The sequence below is a fragment of the Sorangium aterium genome (assembly GCF_028368935.1).
In the GTDB taxonomy this organism is placed as follows: Bacteria; Myxococcota_A; Polyangia; order Polyangiales; family Polyangiaceae; genus Sorangium; species Sorangium atrum.
Genome location: NZ_JAQNDK010000001.1, coordinates 3,406,834 through 3,422,779 on the forward strand (window position 1 = coordinate 3,406,834; position 15,946 = coordinate 3,422,779).

Consider the following 15,946-nt stretch of genomic DNA (forward strand, 5'->3'; position numbering starts at 1 on the left):
GGAATCGAGACGGGAACGCGACGAGATCGCGGTGGGGGCGCGACGCCGGATCAGCCCCGTAGCGCGGCCGCCACGACGCGCGCGACGCTCCCCCACCGCGGATCCGCGGCGCAGGCCGCGAGCCTCTCCCCGACGACGTGGGAGCGCCGGTGATCGTAGAAGCCGGGCGGCCGCGGGAAGGTGGTGAGCGGCGCGCGCAGGATCGACTTCTCGACCTGCGCGAGCATCGCCGTGTTGTGCACGAAGCCGAGCCCGCTCTGGATGTCGGCGAGCGTCGAGCCCGGGTGGCCTCCCCAGGGCGGGACGACGGCCGCGTGCGCGGCGGCGGGCGCCTGGTTCACCGCGATCACGCCGTACCGAAGATCGAGCAGCGCGCGGTCGAGCGCGGCCCCGACGGCGGGGTCCTCCTCGCTCATCGGGTGCACAACGATCGTCGCGCCAAGGCTGCCCCTGAGCTGGTCGTTGCAGAAGCGGGTCGCCGCCTCGAGGAACTCCGCCGGATCGCTCGATCCGACCTCGACGACGGAGAGCACGCCGCCGAGCGGCTCGGCCGAGAACAGCGGCTCGGCGGCGTCCGACGCGGCGAGCCCGGCGATCAGCGTCCAGGGGAGCTCGCCCGGCCCTGGCGCGCCGATGCGCGCGACACCGCACGGCAGCGGCACGTCAGCGGAAGCCTCGAGGCGCTCGGGGTCGATCGGCGCGCGCCCGGCCGTGAGCGCGGCGTACCGCGCCTCGGCCTCCGGGTGCGCGGCGCGCCGCGGCGGAACGGCGGCGAGCGCGCGGCGCAGCATCCGGAAGAGCAGCGGCCGCTGCGCGAAGCCCCGGGGCAGCACGAGGACGCTCGCAGCGTGGCTGCCGTACGCTCCGCTGACGACCTGGCTCGCGAGGCACCTCGCCTGGAACCAGAGCTCGTCGCCGCCGTAGAGCCACGGCATCACGAGGACCGGGCTGGCGCCGCCGAGCGTGGAGGAGACGGGCTTGTCCAGCAGCCGCTCTCCCGAGGCCCGCCGGCGCGCCTGCAGCGGGCCCGGCGGCCCCCAGACGAGCGCGTCGTGCGCGGCCGCCGTGCCCGTGACGTGGACCTCCGAGACGGCGGGGTGGGCCGCGAGGTAGGCGCCCGCATCGGCGCCGCCGTAGACGAAGCGGAGGAGCCCGCGCGAGACGAGCGGCGCGAGGGCGCGCTCGACCACCGCGCCGAGGGGCGCGCTCCGCGGGCTCATCGCGAGCGCCACGACGCGCCCCTCGACGAAGAGCTTGTGCAGCGCATCCCGGAGGGGGACGCCGGCGACGTCGCCCGCGCCGAGCACCAGCGCGACGCCCCCCTCGGGGTCGCGCTGCTGGTAGAAGCGCGCCTGCTCTTGCCGCACGCTCTCGCGCGTCGCCCCGGGCTGCATCAGCGCGCGCGCGCGGAGCGGCCCGTGCAGGGCGGTGTCCTTCAGGCGCGCCGGGAACACCTCCACCTCGATCCGGCCGTCCGCGCGGGTGCGCACCGCCCCGCGGCCGAGCCGGGGGCGTCCGCGCGCGGCGATCTCCTCGAGCGCCTCGGCGAGGCGGCGCACCTGCGAGAGCGTGACGCAAGGCCCCGTGAGCCACGCCTCGCCGCTCGCCGCCGAGCCGGGATCGAGCCCCCTTTCGGCGCAAACCATCTCGACCTCGGCGCGCGCGGCGGCGAGCAGGCCGGGGAGCGACGAGCGGAGCAGGAAGGCCTTCTCGAGGGCCGGCATGCGAGCGAACCCGAGCGCGGCGTCGCCCAGCTCGGACAGCGCACGATCGAGCTCGGCCGAGGGTGTCTCGGCGCTGCGCGCGGCGCGCGGATCGACCGCCGGCACGGCCGCGGCTCCGCTCGAGGCGGCGCTTCCGGGCGCGAGTTCTGTGACGGCGACGACTTCGGGGACTGGCGGCATCGGCACGGAGATTACAGGCTGGAGATCGCGCGCGCGAGCGCAGCGACGGTTCGCGGCGCACGTGTAGCCGACGTGCTCGGGATTCGGTACAGTCCACCGCCATGGATTGCGCTTTCACCACGGGTCGGGGCCCAGCGCGCGCGCCCTCCTCCAGGGCAGCTCTCCACCCGGCAGCTTGCGGCCTCCTTCTCGGCCTCGGCTCGCTCCTCCTCGCGCCAGCGGCGACAGCGCAACAGAACGCTCAGCCGCTCCCGCAGGGCCAGGCGCAGCCCGGCGGAGCTGCCCAGACGCCGTCCGGGTATCCTCAGCAGCAGGGGTATCCTCAGCAAGGTTACCCTCAGCAGCAGGGGTATCCTCAGCAAGGCTACCCTCAGCAGCAGGGATATCCTCAGCAGCAGGGATATCCTCAGCAGCAAGGCTACCCTCAGCAGCAGGGATATCCTCAGCAGCAAGGCTATCCTCAGCAACAGGGATATCCTCAGCAGCAAGGCTACCCTCAGCAGCAAGGCTATCCTCAGCAGCAAGGCTACCCTCAGCAGCAAGGCTATCCTCAGCAGCAAGGCTATCCTCAGCAGGGCTACCCCCAGCAAGGTTACCCTCAGCAGGGCTATCCTCAGCAAGGCTATCCTCAACAGCCGCCCGGCTATGGTCCGGGCTACGCCTTGCCGGCCGGGCCCCCACCGCCCCCGAAGCCCCCCGAGTCCACCTGCTGCCGCTGGTCGGTCCGCTACAACGCCCTGGATCTCCTGTTCGGAAGGATGACCTTCGAGGGCGAGGTCGCCGTCATCGGGCCGCTCACCATCGGGATCGCGCCGTCGTGGATCTGGGGCTCGCTCGAGGATGCGTCGCTCGACACGACCGGCTACGCGCTCGCGGCCGACGTCGGCGTCTACGTCGAAGGCAAGGCGCTGCGGGGCTTCTGGGTGAAAGGGCGCATCGGCTACGAGTCGTTCGAGGCGGTCATCACCCCTCCAGGGCGGCTCGAGGGCCGCGGCGATGTGAGCAGCGTCGTCCTCGGCGGCATGGTGGGGAGCACGAACGTGCTCAGCCGAGACGGCGGGTTCGCCATGTCGGGAGGCTTCGGGATCGGCGTGGCGCTCGCCGATCCCGTGACGATCACCGCGGGCCCCTACCAGTATTCCTTCTACGAGAAGGCGGGGAAGATCAAGCTCATGGGCTCGCTCTCGCTCGGCGTCGTCTTCTGATCGACGCCCTCGCCTGTTCGTGGCCTCAGCCTCCCCGCACGCGGCGCCGGCCCGGTCGGTGAGCGCGGCGCCTGCCACGGGAAAGGCGACCGGCGGCGAACCTCTCGCGCGCGGCGCGCGGCGCGCGGATCGACCCCCCCGCACGGCCGGCGGCGTCCCCGGAACTTGGCCCCGCGCGCGGCGCCGTGGGACTCCTGGACCATGCCCTCTCGCATCGCCCGCCGCCCCGGGCCGGCGCTGCTGCTCCCGTTCCTGGCGGCGCTCCTGTCGATCGCGTTCGCCCTCCCCGCGCGCGCGTGGGTCGAGGTGCACGTCGCCGGCGACGACGTGCGGCTGTCGATCGATCGGGCCGGCGCCGCCACGGTCGAGCACAAGGTCACGCTGAAGATCTCGGGCGGGCCGCTCCGCGCGCTCGACATCCAGGGCGTCGACCCGGACGCCCAGCTCGACGAGGGCAGCTACGCCGTGCCCTTCAAGGCCGCGGAGGCGGGCTCGCTCGCGTCCGCGACGCCGGTCGCGATCGAGCTCCTGCCGCCCGACCCCCGGCCGCGCGAGGACGGCACGCGCCGCCCGGCGGCGATGCGGGCCCGCTTCGACGGCAAGGGGCTGAGCCGCGGGGTGTTCGTGCTCTTCTTCCGCTACCGCACGGACCTCATGAAGCGCGGGCTCATCCGGCAGGACGGCCCGAGCTCCCGCGTCTCCTGGAGCGGCCCCGTCTGGGACGACGGCTACGACTCGGCGCGGCTCACCGTCGCGCTGCCGGCCGCGCCCGACGAGCCGCGCGTCGACGAGGCGCGGCCCGACGAGGCGGGCGAGGCGGCGTCCCCCGACGCGCTCCCGGCGCCGACGACGCTCTCCACGCTCCGCCGCGCGCTCGACAAGGACGAGCTGGAGCTGCTCCGCCCGTACGCCCCCAAGGCCGAGCCGATCCGGTGGGCGGTCCGCGCCGACGCGCGCGCCTTCCAGCCCGAGCCCGCCGCGGCGAAGCCCGGGGCCGACACGCTCGGCCGCATCTCGGACGCCGCGGCCGGCAGCCCCGATCGCAGCCGCACCCTCTACGTGGCCGCGGGCGTGGTCCTCTTCGCGCTCTACAGCGCCCTCGTCGCGCTCAAGGCGCGCGAGCACGAGCGCCTCGCCCGCGCCGCGGGCGTCGCGCCGCGGCCCATCGTCCCGATCCCGCTCGCGCCGCGCGCCGCGCTCGCGGGGCTCGCGCTCGTCGCGGGCGTCGCCCTGGAGCTCCTGCTCACGGACGGCACGCCGGGCGCCGCGCTCGTGGCCGCGGCGACCGCGCTCGCCGCGCACCGCACGCCCCGCCCGGAGCGCGCCGCCGCGACCTTGCGGCGCCCTGGCAAGTGGCTCCCCATCGCGGAGGCCGAGGCGTTCCGCGAGCCGCCGCGGGTGCGCGGCGTCTACCTCGACGTCTCGACGCGCGCCGGCAAGGCGCTGCTCGTCGCGCTGCTCGCCGCGCTCGGCGCGGGCGTCCACGCCGTGGCGGCGGCCTCGCCGTACCACGCCCACCTGCTCGCGCTCGACGCGACGGCGCTGCTCGCGATCTTCTGTACCGGCCGGCTCGCCGAGCTCCCCGCCGATCCGGCGGCGCGGCCGGTCGCGTTCCTGCGCGACGTCGCGCGGCGCGTGCGGCGCTTGCGGAAGGCCCCCGCCGGCGCCGCGGCTGCGGCGCAGGAGCTCCGCGTCGTCGGCCGCCTCCGCATCCCGGACGGCAGCCCCGACGCCGACGAGCTCCGGCTCGGCCTCTCGCCGCGCGCGGCGCTCCCCGGCTTCGTCGCGATCGAGGTCGGCGTCGTCTACGCGCCCGGCGCCGGCGGCGCCATCGGGCTGCCCGAGGTCCTGCTGCGCGTCGCCCCCGGCTCTCCGTGCGAGCGCGCCGTCGAGGGGGTCGCGAAGAGCGGCCGCTCCTCGCGCGGCCGGCGCCCCGGCGAGCGCGTGCTCGCGTTCACGCCGCGCCTGCCGACCGCGAGGATGACGGCGGCCATCGCCGCCGCGCTGGTCCGCGCCGTGTCCACCCCGCCCGCGAGCGCCACACCCACGAAGCCGTCCGGCGCCGGCGCGGCCGGGGCGACTCGCGCGCCGCGCCCCCGCAAGAAGGCGGTCTCCGCTGCGGCGTAGCGCCGAGTCGGCCCCCGTCCCGACACGCTCTCGCGATCCGCGAGCCCCTCGTCAGCGTCCGTGAGCCTTCGTAAGCCTTCGTAGACAGCGCGCGAACATCTCGATATATGGCCGCGCGATGAGCTTCGGAGTTGCGGGCTCGAGCTTTCTTACGCGGTTCCAGCCCATGCGCACGCCGCTGCTCGTCAGCGAGCGGATCTACGCTGCTGTCGGGGGCTTGCTCGGGCTGCTGACCACCGGGGTCGTGATGCACGCTTGCCTCGGCCCCACCGCGCACGCTCCGCTCCTGATAGCGCCGATCGGCGCTTCGACCGTGCTCGTGTTCGGGGTCCCCGCGAGCCCGCTCGCCCAGCCGTGGTCCGTGCTCGGCGGCAACGTGCTGGCGGCCGTCATCGGCGTCACGGCGGCTCGCGTCATCCCCGATCCGCTGTGCGCCGGCGCCGCCGCGGTCGCGCTCACCATCGCCGTCACGAGCCTGCTCCGGTGCTTGCACCCGCCCGCGGGCGCGGTGGCGCTCACGGCGGTCATCGGCGGCCCGGTCGTGACGAGCCTGGGCTATCACTTCGCGCTCGTGCCGGTCGCCATCAACTCCCTGCTGCTCGTGGCAGCCGGGCTGCTGTTCAACAACCTGGTGCGCCGCAGCTACCCGCACGTCGTGACCTTGCCGGTCTCGCCCCACGGCACCGCCGACGCCCCGCCCGAGCTCCGCGTCGGCTTTTCGCCGAGCGACATCGACGCCGCCCTCGAGCGCCTGGGTACGCCCCTCGACGTCGAGCGCGAAGACCTGATCGCCCTCGTCCGGCACGTCGAAGAGGAGGCGCACCGGCGGCTGCGCGGAGGCCTCACCTGCGGCGAGATCATGTCGCGCGATCTGGTCACGATTCACCCCGACGATCCGAGCGCGCTCGCGCTCCGCCGCCTCCGCGAGCGCGCCCTGCGCGTCTTGCCGGTGGTCGACGAGCGAGGCGTCGTGCACGGCGCGATCGACGTCTCGATCGCGTCTGTCATGCCCGAGGCCACCGTGCGGGACTTGCCGTCCATCTACTTCGAGACCGCCGGCGAGGACACGCCGATCAACGAGCTCTTCCAGCTCCTCTCCCGAGGGCGCGTGCACGAAGCGCTGATCGTCGACGCCAAGATGCGCCTGCGCGGCATCGTGACCCAAACGGATCTCCTGGCCGTGATCGGCCGCGCGCAGCTCGCCAAGGGCTCGGCGCTGGTCGGGTAGTGCGCCCAGGGCAGTACGCCCCCATGCGACACAGGCGCGCATCGCCACAGCGCACCATCCATGCACACGCCTTCACGTGCAAGAACACCTTGCTACGCCGGCAAGACGACAAGACGACAAGACGGCAAGACAACAAATCGCGGTCGGCTCCGCTCGAGCGTATAGCGAGCGATGACCGAAGCATGGTAGTCTCGAGATAATCGTCTTTGTCTCCAGCGCCATCGCTGAAACGGATCGAATCCTGCATGGGTCGGCGCCCTCGCGGCCTCTCCAGCGAGGGTTGAGCGGCCAGTCGACGCTCGCGACCCCATCGTCGGCCTTGGTCACCTCGGAGTCTGGTCACACGGCACATTTGCACGTCACATTTGCACGTGTTGAGCCGGCCCTGAAGGAGCTCTGGCGCCCATCACGCCTGTTGCGGTCATCCGTCCTCGAACAGGCCTCAACCGATCGGGAGCGAACATGGCAGAAAGACCCATTGTCCGCGTCATCACATCCAGGCCGCTGTCCGTGTGCGCTGCGGCCTGCGCCTGGCTCGCCGCGGGCGATGCGTCGGCGGCGTACCAGTTCGACGCCACGGAGGCCGCGTACGACGCGACCTACGCGGCGGCCCCCATCGACGTGACCGGCGTCGTCGTCGACGAGGCGGGATCGCCGGTCGCGGGGGCGGAGGTGACGGCCATCGGCTGGGGGAGCGGCGCGGTCAACCACGGCGAGATCGCGTTCACCGACGGCGCGGGCGCGTTCACGCTCTCGGCGCTCGCGCGGCGCTCGGTCCTGCTGCGCGTCGAGGTCGACGGGTACTACAGCGAGATCATCCCTGCCGACCTGCACCGGCCGCTCGCCGAGGCGGGTGCCGGGGTCGGCCGGGTCGTGCTGACCGAGCAGCGCGCGGGCCGCGCCCGGATCCTCGTGGGAGGCGACACGATGTTCGGTCGGCGCTTCATCGACAGCGACGAAGACGGCATCGAGGGAGAGGTGGGCGACCTCATCCGCCCCGCGACGCGGCAAGCCGACGCGAGCGCCATCCTCACCTTCCTGCGCGACGTCCTCTCGTCGGCCGACTACACCCAGGTCAACCTGGAGTGCCCCGTCACCGCCAACCCGCAGACACCCCACCCCTACAAGTCGTTCACGTTCTTCTCCTACCCCGAGACGGTCAGGGCGCTCGCGCTCTCCGGCGTCGACGCCGTGAGCCTCGGCAACAACCACATGTTCGATTACCTGGGGGCAGGAGTCGCCGACACGCTCACCGCCGTCCCGAACGCCGGCCTCGACTGGTTCGGCGCAGGGCTCGACGAGACGATGGCGAAGGGCACCGTGCTCTACCGGACGCTCCGCGGCGTCGACGTGGCCTTCCAGGGGTTCAACCAGATCGTCAACGACGGGACGACGCTCCCGGAGTACGCGCTCACCGCCTCCGACGGGCCTCCTCCCAAGGCGGGCGCGCTCGAGCTGGGCCTCACGGAGATCAGCGACTTCATGGCGCAGGACGCGGTCGGGCGCTTCGCCATCCCGGTGGTGCACGGAGGCATCGAGTACAGCGACTATCCGTCGTCCGGCATGCGGCGGCGGTTCACCCAGCTCGTCCAGAAGGGCGCCGGCATGGTCGTGGCGCACCACCCGCACACGATCCACGGCATCGGGCTGTACAACGCCGGCGCCGGCCCCCGCTACATCTTCATGTCGCTCGGCAACATGGTCTTCGATCAGGACGTCTTCGAGACGTACCAGTCGTACCTCGCCGCCATCGACATCGACGAGGACGCGAGCGGCAACCGCGCGGTGCACCGCGTGCAGCTCATCCCGTTCCAGAACGAGGACTACGTCCCGAAGCTCGTGGGCGGCGCCTGGCTCGGCCGGGCGATCCGCCACATCGGTCACCTCTCCACGACGCTGCCAGCGGCGCCCGCGCCCGGCGAGGCGGCGGACGGCCTCACCGGGGCCGTCGTGTTCGCGAGCGGCCCGCGGGCCGTCGCGGCGAGCAGCCCCTCGCAGTACACGACGAGCGACGCCGTCGAGACGCGGAGCGCGCCGCTCACGAGCCGCCGCACAGCCCCCCTCGCGCACCTGCGCTCGAGCCCGGCGGACTCGCTCGCCGCCGTCCGGACGACGGCCGCCGCGAGCTGCGACTACGGCCGGGAGATCATGCTCTACGGCGACTTCGAGGACGGCGACATCGACGACACCTCGCACGAAGGCTCGATGTGGTCGATGAGCGAATACCGCTACATCGAGAACAGCGTCGTCCACGGCGGGACCGGAGCGATGGTGTTCCTGCGCAAGTCGAGCAGCACCTCCGAGGTCTCCACCTACATGAACAACCGCGTCAAGTTCGAGCCTGGCCGCAAGCTGACCCTGACCGGCTACATGAAGGGAGACAACGCCGGCCAGATGCGTGTGCAGGTCTACTGGTACACGAGCGGCGGGACCAGCGTGTCGAACAGCGTCGTGTTCACGCGCGCGGCCGGCACCTACGGCTGGCAGCCGTTCACCGTCGACCTGACCCCGCCGGCGAACGCGGGCTCCGTCCGGTTCTATTTCAGGGCGGGTGTGCCGGCGAGCGGCGAGGCCACCTCGTTCCTCGACGACGTGTCGCTCATCGAGTGGGAGGGCACGGTCGCCGACAGCTCCCTCGGGTTCGCGTTCGCCACGCCGAACGACTGGAGCTTCGTGCGTTGCACCGCCACGGATCCCGCGCTCACGAGCCTCGGTGTGACGATGACGCACCGGTCGTACGCGCTGGCCCCGGCGACGCCCTGAGCGCGCCGCCGCGGCCCGCGACGGCGGGGGGCGCGGCGGGCGCGCGAACACGCCGCGCGGCGTCGAGCAGGCCGAGCTCGACGCCGAGGCAGAGCTCGGGCCCGCCGCCGACGTCGAGCGCGCCCTCGCCCCGCAACGTCATGTAGCCGCCCGCGCAGACGAACGGCGAGAGGCGCTCCGCCAGCGCGTACGAGGCCGAGACGCGCGCCTTGAGCACCTCGTTCCGCCCGGGGAGATCGCCCTGGAACGGGCCGCGGTGGTAGGCGCCGACATCGGCGCTCAGCGAGAGGTCCTCGACGTCGAGCGGCAGGCGAGAGCCCATCGCGAGGCCCACGGCATACAGGGGCTCGCGCTCCGCCGCGCGCCCGTCGTTGGCGTTCGGCGCGCGCGGCTCGCTGTGGAGCCCGAAGCTCAAAATCGTATAGGCATACCGGCTCGAGAACTTGAGGCCGACGTTGCCGTGCAGGCCAGTGCTCCCCCAGAGCGCGAGCCGGATCCCCCCCTCGCGCGGCAGCGGGATGAGGCCGAGCGACTCCCCCTCGAGGTTGTCGGTCACGTTGATGACGCCGATCTGGAGCCCGTCGATCTTGCGGGCCACGTTGATGATGCCGATCTGGAGCCCGCGCTGCTCCTGCGAGACGTTGATGGCGCCGATCTGGAGCCCGTCGACGCGGCCGATATTGACGGCAGCCGCCTGCACGCCCGTCACCTGTCCGCGAGCGACGTTGACGGCGCCGGCCGCCTGCAGGCCGTCGACGTCGGCGTACGTCTGGTTGGCGACGCCGGCGATCTGCGCGCCGGCGACCGTCGTGCTCGCCCAGCCGAAGAGCCCCGCGAGCTGCACCCCCGCGAGCGGAGCGTCCGCCAAGGCGAAGCCCGCCGCGAGCTGCAGCCCCTCGGCGCGCCCCGAGACGACGCTCGCGACCCCGAGCTGTAACCCGCGCAGATCCCCCGACGTCCACGAGAACAGGCCGATCTGGGCGCCGTCCACGAACCCGACGCGCCCGAGCAGGAGCGCGAGATCGAGGTGGGTCGCGAGATCGGGCGCCGTGGCGTTGGTGCTCAGCGGGAAAATGAGCGACAGGTTGACGGGGAAATACGGCGTATCCGGGCCGCGGCGCGCCCGCTCCCCGCCCGCGCCGCCGGCGCCGGATGGGTCGCTCGGCCCGGCGGATCGGGGCGCGGCGCGCCCGGGCGCCGCGTCCGCCGGCTGCTGCGCGAGAGCGCTGCGCGGCGCCAGCACGGCCGGAGCGAGCGCGCAGGCCGCGACGATCGGCGCGGTCCGAAGAGAACACCTCGCGCACCGCGACATCGCACCATCGTACACGCGTGCAGCGCCGAAAGGCTGCTCCGCAGGCGATGAATCGAGCCATGGTGCGGCGTCACGCCGCGCGGGTCCATCACGGCGCCGCATGGATCCATCACAGCACCCCTGGCTCGACTTCCGCGCGGTGCTTCGATACCCTGCGGGGGCGGCGCTGCGCCGTGGACTCGCCACCTGCGCTGCGCCCACGCACCACGGACTCGCCACCATGAAGCCATCGTCTCTCGCGCCCGTGCTGGCCCTCTCCGCGCTCGCCGCCGGCTGCGGCTCGGAGACTGAAGGCCCAGACCTCGTGTGGCCGATCGGAGGGACGGACGAGATCCAGCCGATGTCGTCGAGCTTCGGTCCCCGCCTGCAGACCTCGCGCGATGGCGTCTACGACTTCCACCGCGGCATCGATATCCCCACCGTCATGGGCACCCCGGTGTACGCGGTCGCCGACGGAAAGGTGATACGCGCAGGCCGCTACCAGGACTTCGAGGACGTCGTTGTGCAGATCGAGCACTGCGATCCGCCGGGCGCTTGCTTCTACAGCACCTATATCCACCTGGCGATGCCGGTCGTCGAGACCGGCGATCAGGTCGGGCGCGGTCAGCACATCGGCTATACCGGCCTCGCGGCCAGCAGCCTGTTCCCCCACCTGCACTTCGAGATCCGCGAGGGAGGGCACGAGAAGGTGTACTGCGTGCACCCGCTCCGCTTCCTCCCGACGCCGGGCGGGCTGCCGCCGGCGCTCTCCGCGCGCCGCACCGACGAGGACGCCACGTCGAGCGTCTCGGTCGAGGTCGAGGCCACCCTGCCAGGCATCTCCCCGGGCCTCGTCGAGGTCGCGGTCGCGACGTCAAGCCGGTCGACCGGAGAGGTCATCGAGGAGCGGGTGTTCAACTACGAGGAGTGGAACCGCAAATATACAGGGGAGGGAGACGCCGCGACCATCGACGAACAGAGCCTCGGAGGCATCCGGATCGAGCCGGCGAAGTTCAATGCGCAGTCGTCGGCGTACGTGATCGCGTTCCGCTTCAGCGACCTCGGCGGCACGGCGTCGGCCGACGAGCTCCAGATCACGGCGCGGGCGCGCGACGTCGAGGGCCATGTCGTCGAGGCGAGCGCGCCCTGAGGCGGCGCGGCGCCCGGGCGAGGCGCGCGTGCGCGCTCGCTCGGTCGAGGCGCGAGCGCGCCCCGAGGCGGCGCGGCGCCCGGGCGAGCCCGCGGCTCAGGCCTCGCCGACCAGCGCCGCCATGTCCGCGGGCAGCGACGACGTCACGACGAACGCAGGCACCGCGTCGCTGCCGCCCCACCCGATGTAGTGCGCGTGCAGCGCGTGGCGGCTCAGCCCCTCCACCGCGGGCCCGCCGTAGAGCACGTCGCCGGCCAGCGGGTGCCCCACCGACGCGAAGTGCGCCCGTATCTGGTGCCGCAGCGCCCGCGGCGCCCGCGCCTCGACGAGCTCCCAGAGCCCCACCTGCCGCACGCGCTTGTACATCGTCGCGGCCGGCCTCGGGGCGTATCGCGCCACGTCGCGCGGGTGGATGCACGGGTAGACCCGCTTCTTGTCCTTCGGGTGCGGCGCGAGCGGCACCTCGATCGAGCCCATCTCGGGGAGATCGCCGATCTGGCAGATGAGCAGGTAGCGCTTGTCGAGCCGGCCCTCCTTCAGCCCGGCGCCCAGCGCCGCGAACGCCGCGGCCGTGCGCGCCGCGAGCACGAGGCCGCTCGTGTCCGTGTCGAGCCGGTGGCACAGCCCGGGCTCCCGTGGAGAGAAGCCGATGCCCGCCATCTCGGGGTACCGCGCCACGAGCGCGTTCGCGACCGTCCCGCGCTCGCCCGGATGGAGCGGCGCCGTCGGCACCCCGGCGGGCTTGTTCACCACCACCAGATCGTCGCGCTCGAGCACCACGTCGAGCGGCGCGGAAGGATCCGGCGTCGCCGCGCCGGAGGCCTCCGTGGGCTCGACGTCGACCTCCAGCACCTCGCCGGCCGCCGCGACGTCGCCCTTCGACGCGCGCCGGCCAGCGCCGCTCTTCCCCACCCCGAGCACACGCACGCGCCCCTCGGAGAACAGCCGCTTCGCGCCCGCCCGCCCCAGCCCGGGGAGAAGCTGCACGAGCAGCTTGTCGAGGCGCGTCCCTGCATCCAGCTCGGTGATCGTGATCTTCATAGCTCCTACGGAATCGCCCCCTGCCACCCGAGGCCGAGCGCGGGCGCTCGCCGGCTCCCGACCACGCTCTCTCCTATCACTCCCAACATGGGCAGGCCGAACCGGTTCCACGAGGGGCCCGCGCTGCGGGCGCCGGCCGTGGTAGGGCGGGTCACGCGCCACGCGACGCCCGCCCCGAGCAGAAAGCCCGCGGCCGTGGCGCCGACCCAGGCCCGCTGCTGCGCCTCGGTCGGCGACTCGAACACGAGCGGGCTGGCCAGCGCGGCGGCGCCCAGCCCGCCGAGCATCGCGCCCACGTCGATCGCCAGGATCTCCGACGGCGTGACGTCGAGCTGCGTCGCCGCCGCGGCCGCCGCCAGCCAGCCGAGCGCCGCGCCGTAGCCCATCCCGGCGATCGGCGTCCGCTGCACGTCGCCCCGCCCCGCCCACTCGACCAGCCCGCCCATCATGAGCCCCAGCCCGCCGCCCGACTGCGCCATCAGCGCGCCGCCCTCGGACATCCGGCCCAGCGAGAGCCCGAGCGCCGCCAGCGTGATCCCGGCGGTCCCGCCGATCAGCCCGGAGGCCCAGCGCTCCTGGGCCGGATCCTCCGCGTGCTGCGCGAAGCGGCCCTGGTAGATCAGGTGCCCCGCGATCGTCGGCCACCACGTGCCGGACCCGAGGTACCACGCGTCGGCCACGCCGACGTCCCACTCCTCCGCGATGATGATCGCGCCGCCGAGCCCGATGCCGGCGCCGACCGCCAGGAGCGGGTAGAGCAGGCGCGGGTCGTCCGAGCCGCTCGATCGCTGGATCGAGAAGCCCACGAGGCCTCCGTAGAGCGTCGCGTTGGCCGCGAGCGTCGCCTTCCCCATGCTGCGCGCCGGCGTGGCGAGGCGCCCGCGGCACCGCTCGGGGCACGGCGCCTCGCGGGCCGAGGCAGAGGCCGCGGCGGCGCCGACGTCGAGCTCGGCCAGGAGGTCGCGGAGCATCACCGCGGCGCGCACCGCGAGGTCGTCCCGCGCGACGCGCTCGACCCGCACCCTCAGCGACCTCGATCCGCCGGACGCAAGGGCGAGCCTGAGCTCCACCTCGTCGCCGCGCAGCTCGAGGCTCGGCGCGATGAAGAGCTTGTCGCTGGAGCGCGCGCGCTCGATGAGCTCGGCCTCGTCGGGCCGCGATCGCGAGGCGACGCGGTCCGCCAGATCCACCGAGAGGCCGAGGTCCTGCGCCGTGTCCGAGAGGAGCGCGTCGAGCGCGCTGGCGAGCGGCGCGGCGCGCTCCTCGGCCTCGGGCGCGACCGCTGTCGCGAGCACCACGGCCGACCTCGACGGCTGCGCGGGTGCCGGCGGCTGCGCCGAGCGCTCGTGTCCTCCGGAGCGCGCGGGCGACGCGGCGTCTTCAGGCTGAACCGACGCGGGCGACGCCGCGCCTTCAGGCTGAGCCGACGCTGGCAGCGCGGCGGCGAGCGCCGCGGCGAGCGCCAGGGCGCCCGCGCCACCGCGGAGGTGCCAGGGGTCGATCATGGGGTTGCTGCTTCGGCCAGAGGCGGCGCTCGCCGCGGTGGCCACGCCGCTCGGGGCGTCGATCAGAACATGAACGTGCCGCTCGCGAAGAGGTCGAACGTGTTGCTGTCGTTGATGTAGAAGCGGCGGCCGACCGCGTTGATGGTCGGGCGGTAGTTGGGGTTCGGGCTGCCGGTGACGGTGAGGCGCCCGTCCGCGTCCTGGCGGCGGCAAGGCCCTGCCGCCCCGAGGCTGTCCTTGTACTGGGAGTTGCACGGCTGGTCGCCGCCGATGCCGTGCCCGCCATCGTGGCGGAAGCCCGCGCCGATCTGGAACTTCACGAGCTCCGCCGCCCTCCACGTCACGCTCGCCGAGGCGCGGTACGAGCCGTACGGCTGGACGTCGCTGAGCCCCGTGAAGTACGTCCGCTGCGAGCCCTGGTCGACGACCGACGGCGAGCAGGCCCTCGCATCGCCGGTCCTGCACAGGTCCGGATCGTACGCGTCGTTGTCGCGGAACGCCGCCCACTGCGGCTGGCGCAGCGAGCTCGCGTCGCTCGAGCCGAGCGCGTCGAACAGCTCCGAGTAGTCGCGCCCCTCGGAGTGGTACTCGCCGGTGAAGCGCAGATCGAGCGTGAGCCCGGTGTACTTCTCGCGGTTCTCCCAGGGGACGATCATCACGCCGAGCATCACGCTGCCGACGAGCGGCGGGTGGTTCACCAGCGACGTCTTCAGGTCGGTGAGGCCGTAGTCGCTCGACTCCTGCTGGAACTCGAACAGCGCCTTGAACCCGCCGTACGGCTCGACGTACTTGATCCGCTTCGACAGGTACGTGTGGACCTCGAGGCCGATGGTGCCGCGCGACACGCCGGGGTCGCGCTGGGCGATCCCCTCCCCCTCGAACTCGCTGTCGCTGCTGTTGTTCCGGTTGACGTCCGTCGGATCGGCGCACTTCACCTGGCCGCTCTTCGGCGCCTCGGTGCAGGCGTGCATCGGCTCGCTCACGGGGAAGCGCCCCTCGACCCCGAACAGCCAGGTCGGCTTCGTCCGGTCGCGCGCCTGGTTCATGATGTTCACGTCGAGGCCGACGGCGAGGTACTCGATGCCGCTCCGGTTCGGCGACGTGAAGGGCATCTGGAACAGCTGCTCCCCCGGGGCTCCCGCGAGCGCGACGGCCTGCGCCTCCGCCCCGGCGCTGCCGTTGAGATCGGTGAGCTCGCGCGTGTGGTTCAGGATGAGCGGCATCCTGAGGTAGAGCGCCAGGTCCCGGTAGAGGCCGACGTCGAGGCGCAGGTTGAGCTTCGAGGTCGCCTCGTTGTAGGTCGCCACGTTGAGCAGGTTCGACGTGTAGCCGCCCGACGACAGCCCCGGCCCGGCGATGCTCGTCTCGCGCCGGATCTTCGCGCTCTTCGACGCGTACTCGAAGCCGAAGCTGAAGTTCAGATCAAAGGTGTCGCCGTCGTCGAACGCGTCGACGACGCTCGTGATCTCGCCCGTCTCCATCATGAGCCGCGGCTCGGTGGCGCTCCGCGGCTCGTCGGCGGCCGCGGGGGACGCGGCGAGGAGAGCCGCCGCAGCGAGCGCGAGCGACGCGAACGCCGAGCCCCCAGCCACGTTGATGGCGACGCGAGCGAGATGGCCTTCGCAGTACCTTCTGCCGTGCATGCTCATGGTTATCCGTCGGACGGACGCTACCGGCCGGGGTAGGAGGGTGTCAATCCGCGAATCGCTCGCCCGGCTCGCGCGGTCGCGCC

General features: G+C 73.1%; 11 protein-coding genes. 5 read left to right on the forward strand and 6 right to left on the reverse strand.

Annotation, left to right across the window (positions count from 1 at the left end; all coding sequences use genetic code 11):
- Positions 1–50 precede the first annotated feature (50 nt).
- Complete coding sequence (locus POL72_RS12620) at positions 51–1,829, reverse strand: hypothetical protein (RefSeq protein ID WP_272095414.1); 1,779 nt, start codon at positions 1,827–1,829, stop codon at positions 51–53.
- 86 nt (positions 1,830–1,915) lie between these two features.
- Positions 1,916–2,524 carry a hypothetical protein gene (locus tag POL72_RS12625; protein ID WP_272095416.1) on the reverse strand — a complete coding sequence of 203 codons (609 nt, stop codon included), beginning with the start codon at positions 2,522–2,524 and terminating at the stop codon, positions 1,916–1,918.
- Positions 2,525–2,566: 42 nt separating this feature from the next.
- On the opposite strand from POL72_RS12625, the gene POL72_RS12630 reads away from it, so the two are divergent.
- The 4 genes from POL72_RS12630 (at position 2,567) to POL72_RS12645 (ending at position 9,227) form a co-directional block, all read left to right on the forward strand.
- Positions 2,567–3,109 carry a hypothetical protein gene (locus POL72_RS12630; protein ID WP_272095417.1) on the forward strand — a complete coding sequence of 181 codons (543 nt, stop codon included), beginning with the start codon at positions 2,567–2,569 and terminating at the stop codon, positions 3,107–3,109.
- Positions 3,110–3,310: 201 nt separating this feature from the next.
- Complete coding sequence (locus tag POL72_RS12635) at positions 3,311–5,236, forward strand: hypothetical protein (protein WP_272095418.1); 1,926 nt, start codon at positions 3,311–3,313, stop codon at positions 5,234–5,236.
- Between the two features lie 118 nt (positions 5,237–5,354).
- Positions 5,355–6,464, forward strand: a complete 1,110-nt coding sequence (locus POL72_RS12640) for an HPP family protein (protein WP_272095419.1) — start codon at positions 5,355–5,357, stop codon at positions 6,462–6,464.
- 462 nt (positions 6,465–6,926) lie between these two features.
- On the forward strand, positions 6,927–9,227 hold the full coding sequence (locus POL72_RS12645) for a CapA family protein (protein WP_272095420.1): 2,301 nt from the start codon (positions 6,927–6,929) through the stop codon (positions 9,225–9,227).
- Here the strand turns inward: POL72_RS12645 and POL72_RS12650 are convergent.
- Positions 9,166–10,539: an LA_2272 family surface repeat-containing protein gene (locus POL72_RS12650; protein WP_272095421.1), complete on the reverse strand. Its 1,374-nt coding sequence runs from the start codon at positions 10,537–10,539 to the stop codon at positions 9,166–9,168. The two genes, POL72_RS12645 and POL72_RS12650, sit on opposite strands and share 62 nt — an antisense overlap.
- A 220-nt stretch (positions 10,540–10,759) precedes the next feature.
- Here POL72_RS12650 and POL72_RS12655 point away from each other — a divergent pair, with 220 nt between their 5' ends.
- Complete coding sequence (locus POL72_RS12655; protein WP_272095423.1) at positions 10,760–11,668, forward strand: peptidoglycan DD-metalloendopeptidase family protein; 909 nt, start codon at positions 10,760–10,762, stop codon at positions 11,666–11,668.
- Between the two features lie 96 nt (positions 11,669–11,764).
- Here the strand turns inward: POL72_RS12655 and POL72_RS12660 are convergent, their stop codons facing one another.
- From POL72_RS12660 to POL72_RS12670, 3 genes are all read right to left on the reverse strand, one after another.
- On the reverse strand, positions 11,765–12,709 hold the full coding sequence (locus tag POL72_RS12660; RefSeq protein WP_044966392.1) for an RluA family pseudouridine synthase: 945 nt from the start codon (positions 12,707–12,709) through the stop codon (positions 11,765–11,767).
- Positions 12,710–12,714: 5 nt separating this feature from the next.
- Positions 12,715–14,214 (reverse strand): hypothetical protein, encoded by a 1,500-nt coding sequence (locus POL72_RS12665; protein ID WP_272095425.1) that lies wholly within the window; start codon positions 14,212–14,214, stop codon positions 12,715–12,717.
- 62 nt (positions 14,215–14,276) lie between these two features.
- Entirely contained in the window at positions 14,277–15,857 is a 1,581-nt protein-coding gene (locus POL72_RS12670) for a hypothetical protein (protein WP_272095426.1), read from the reverse strand.
- Between the last annotated feature and the right edge of the window lie 89 nt (positions 15,858–15,946).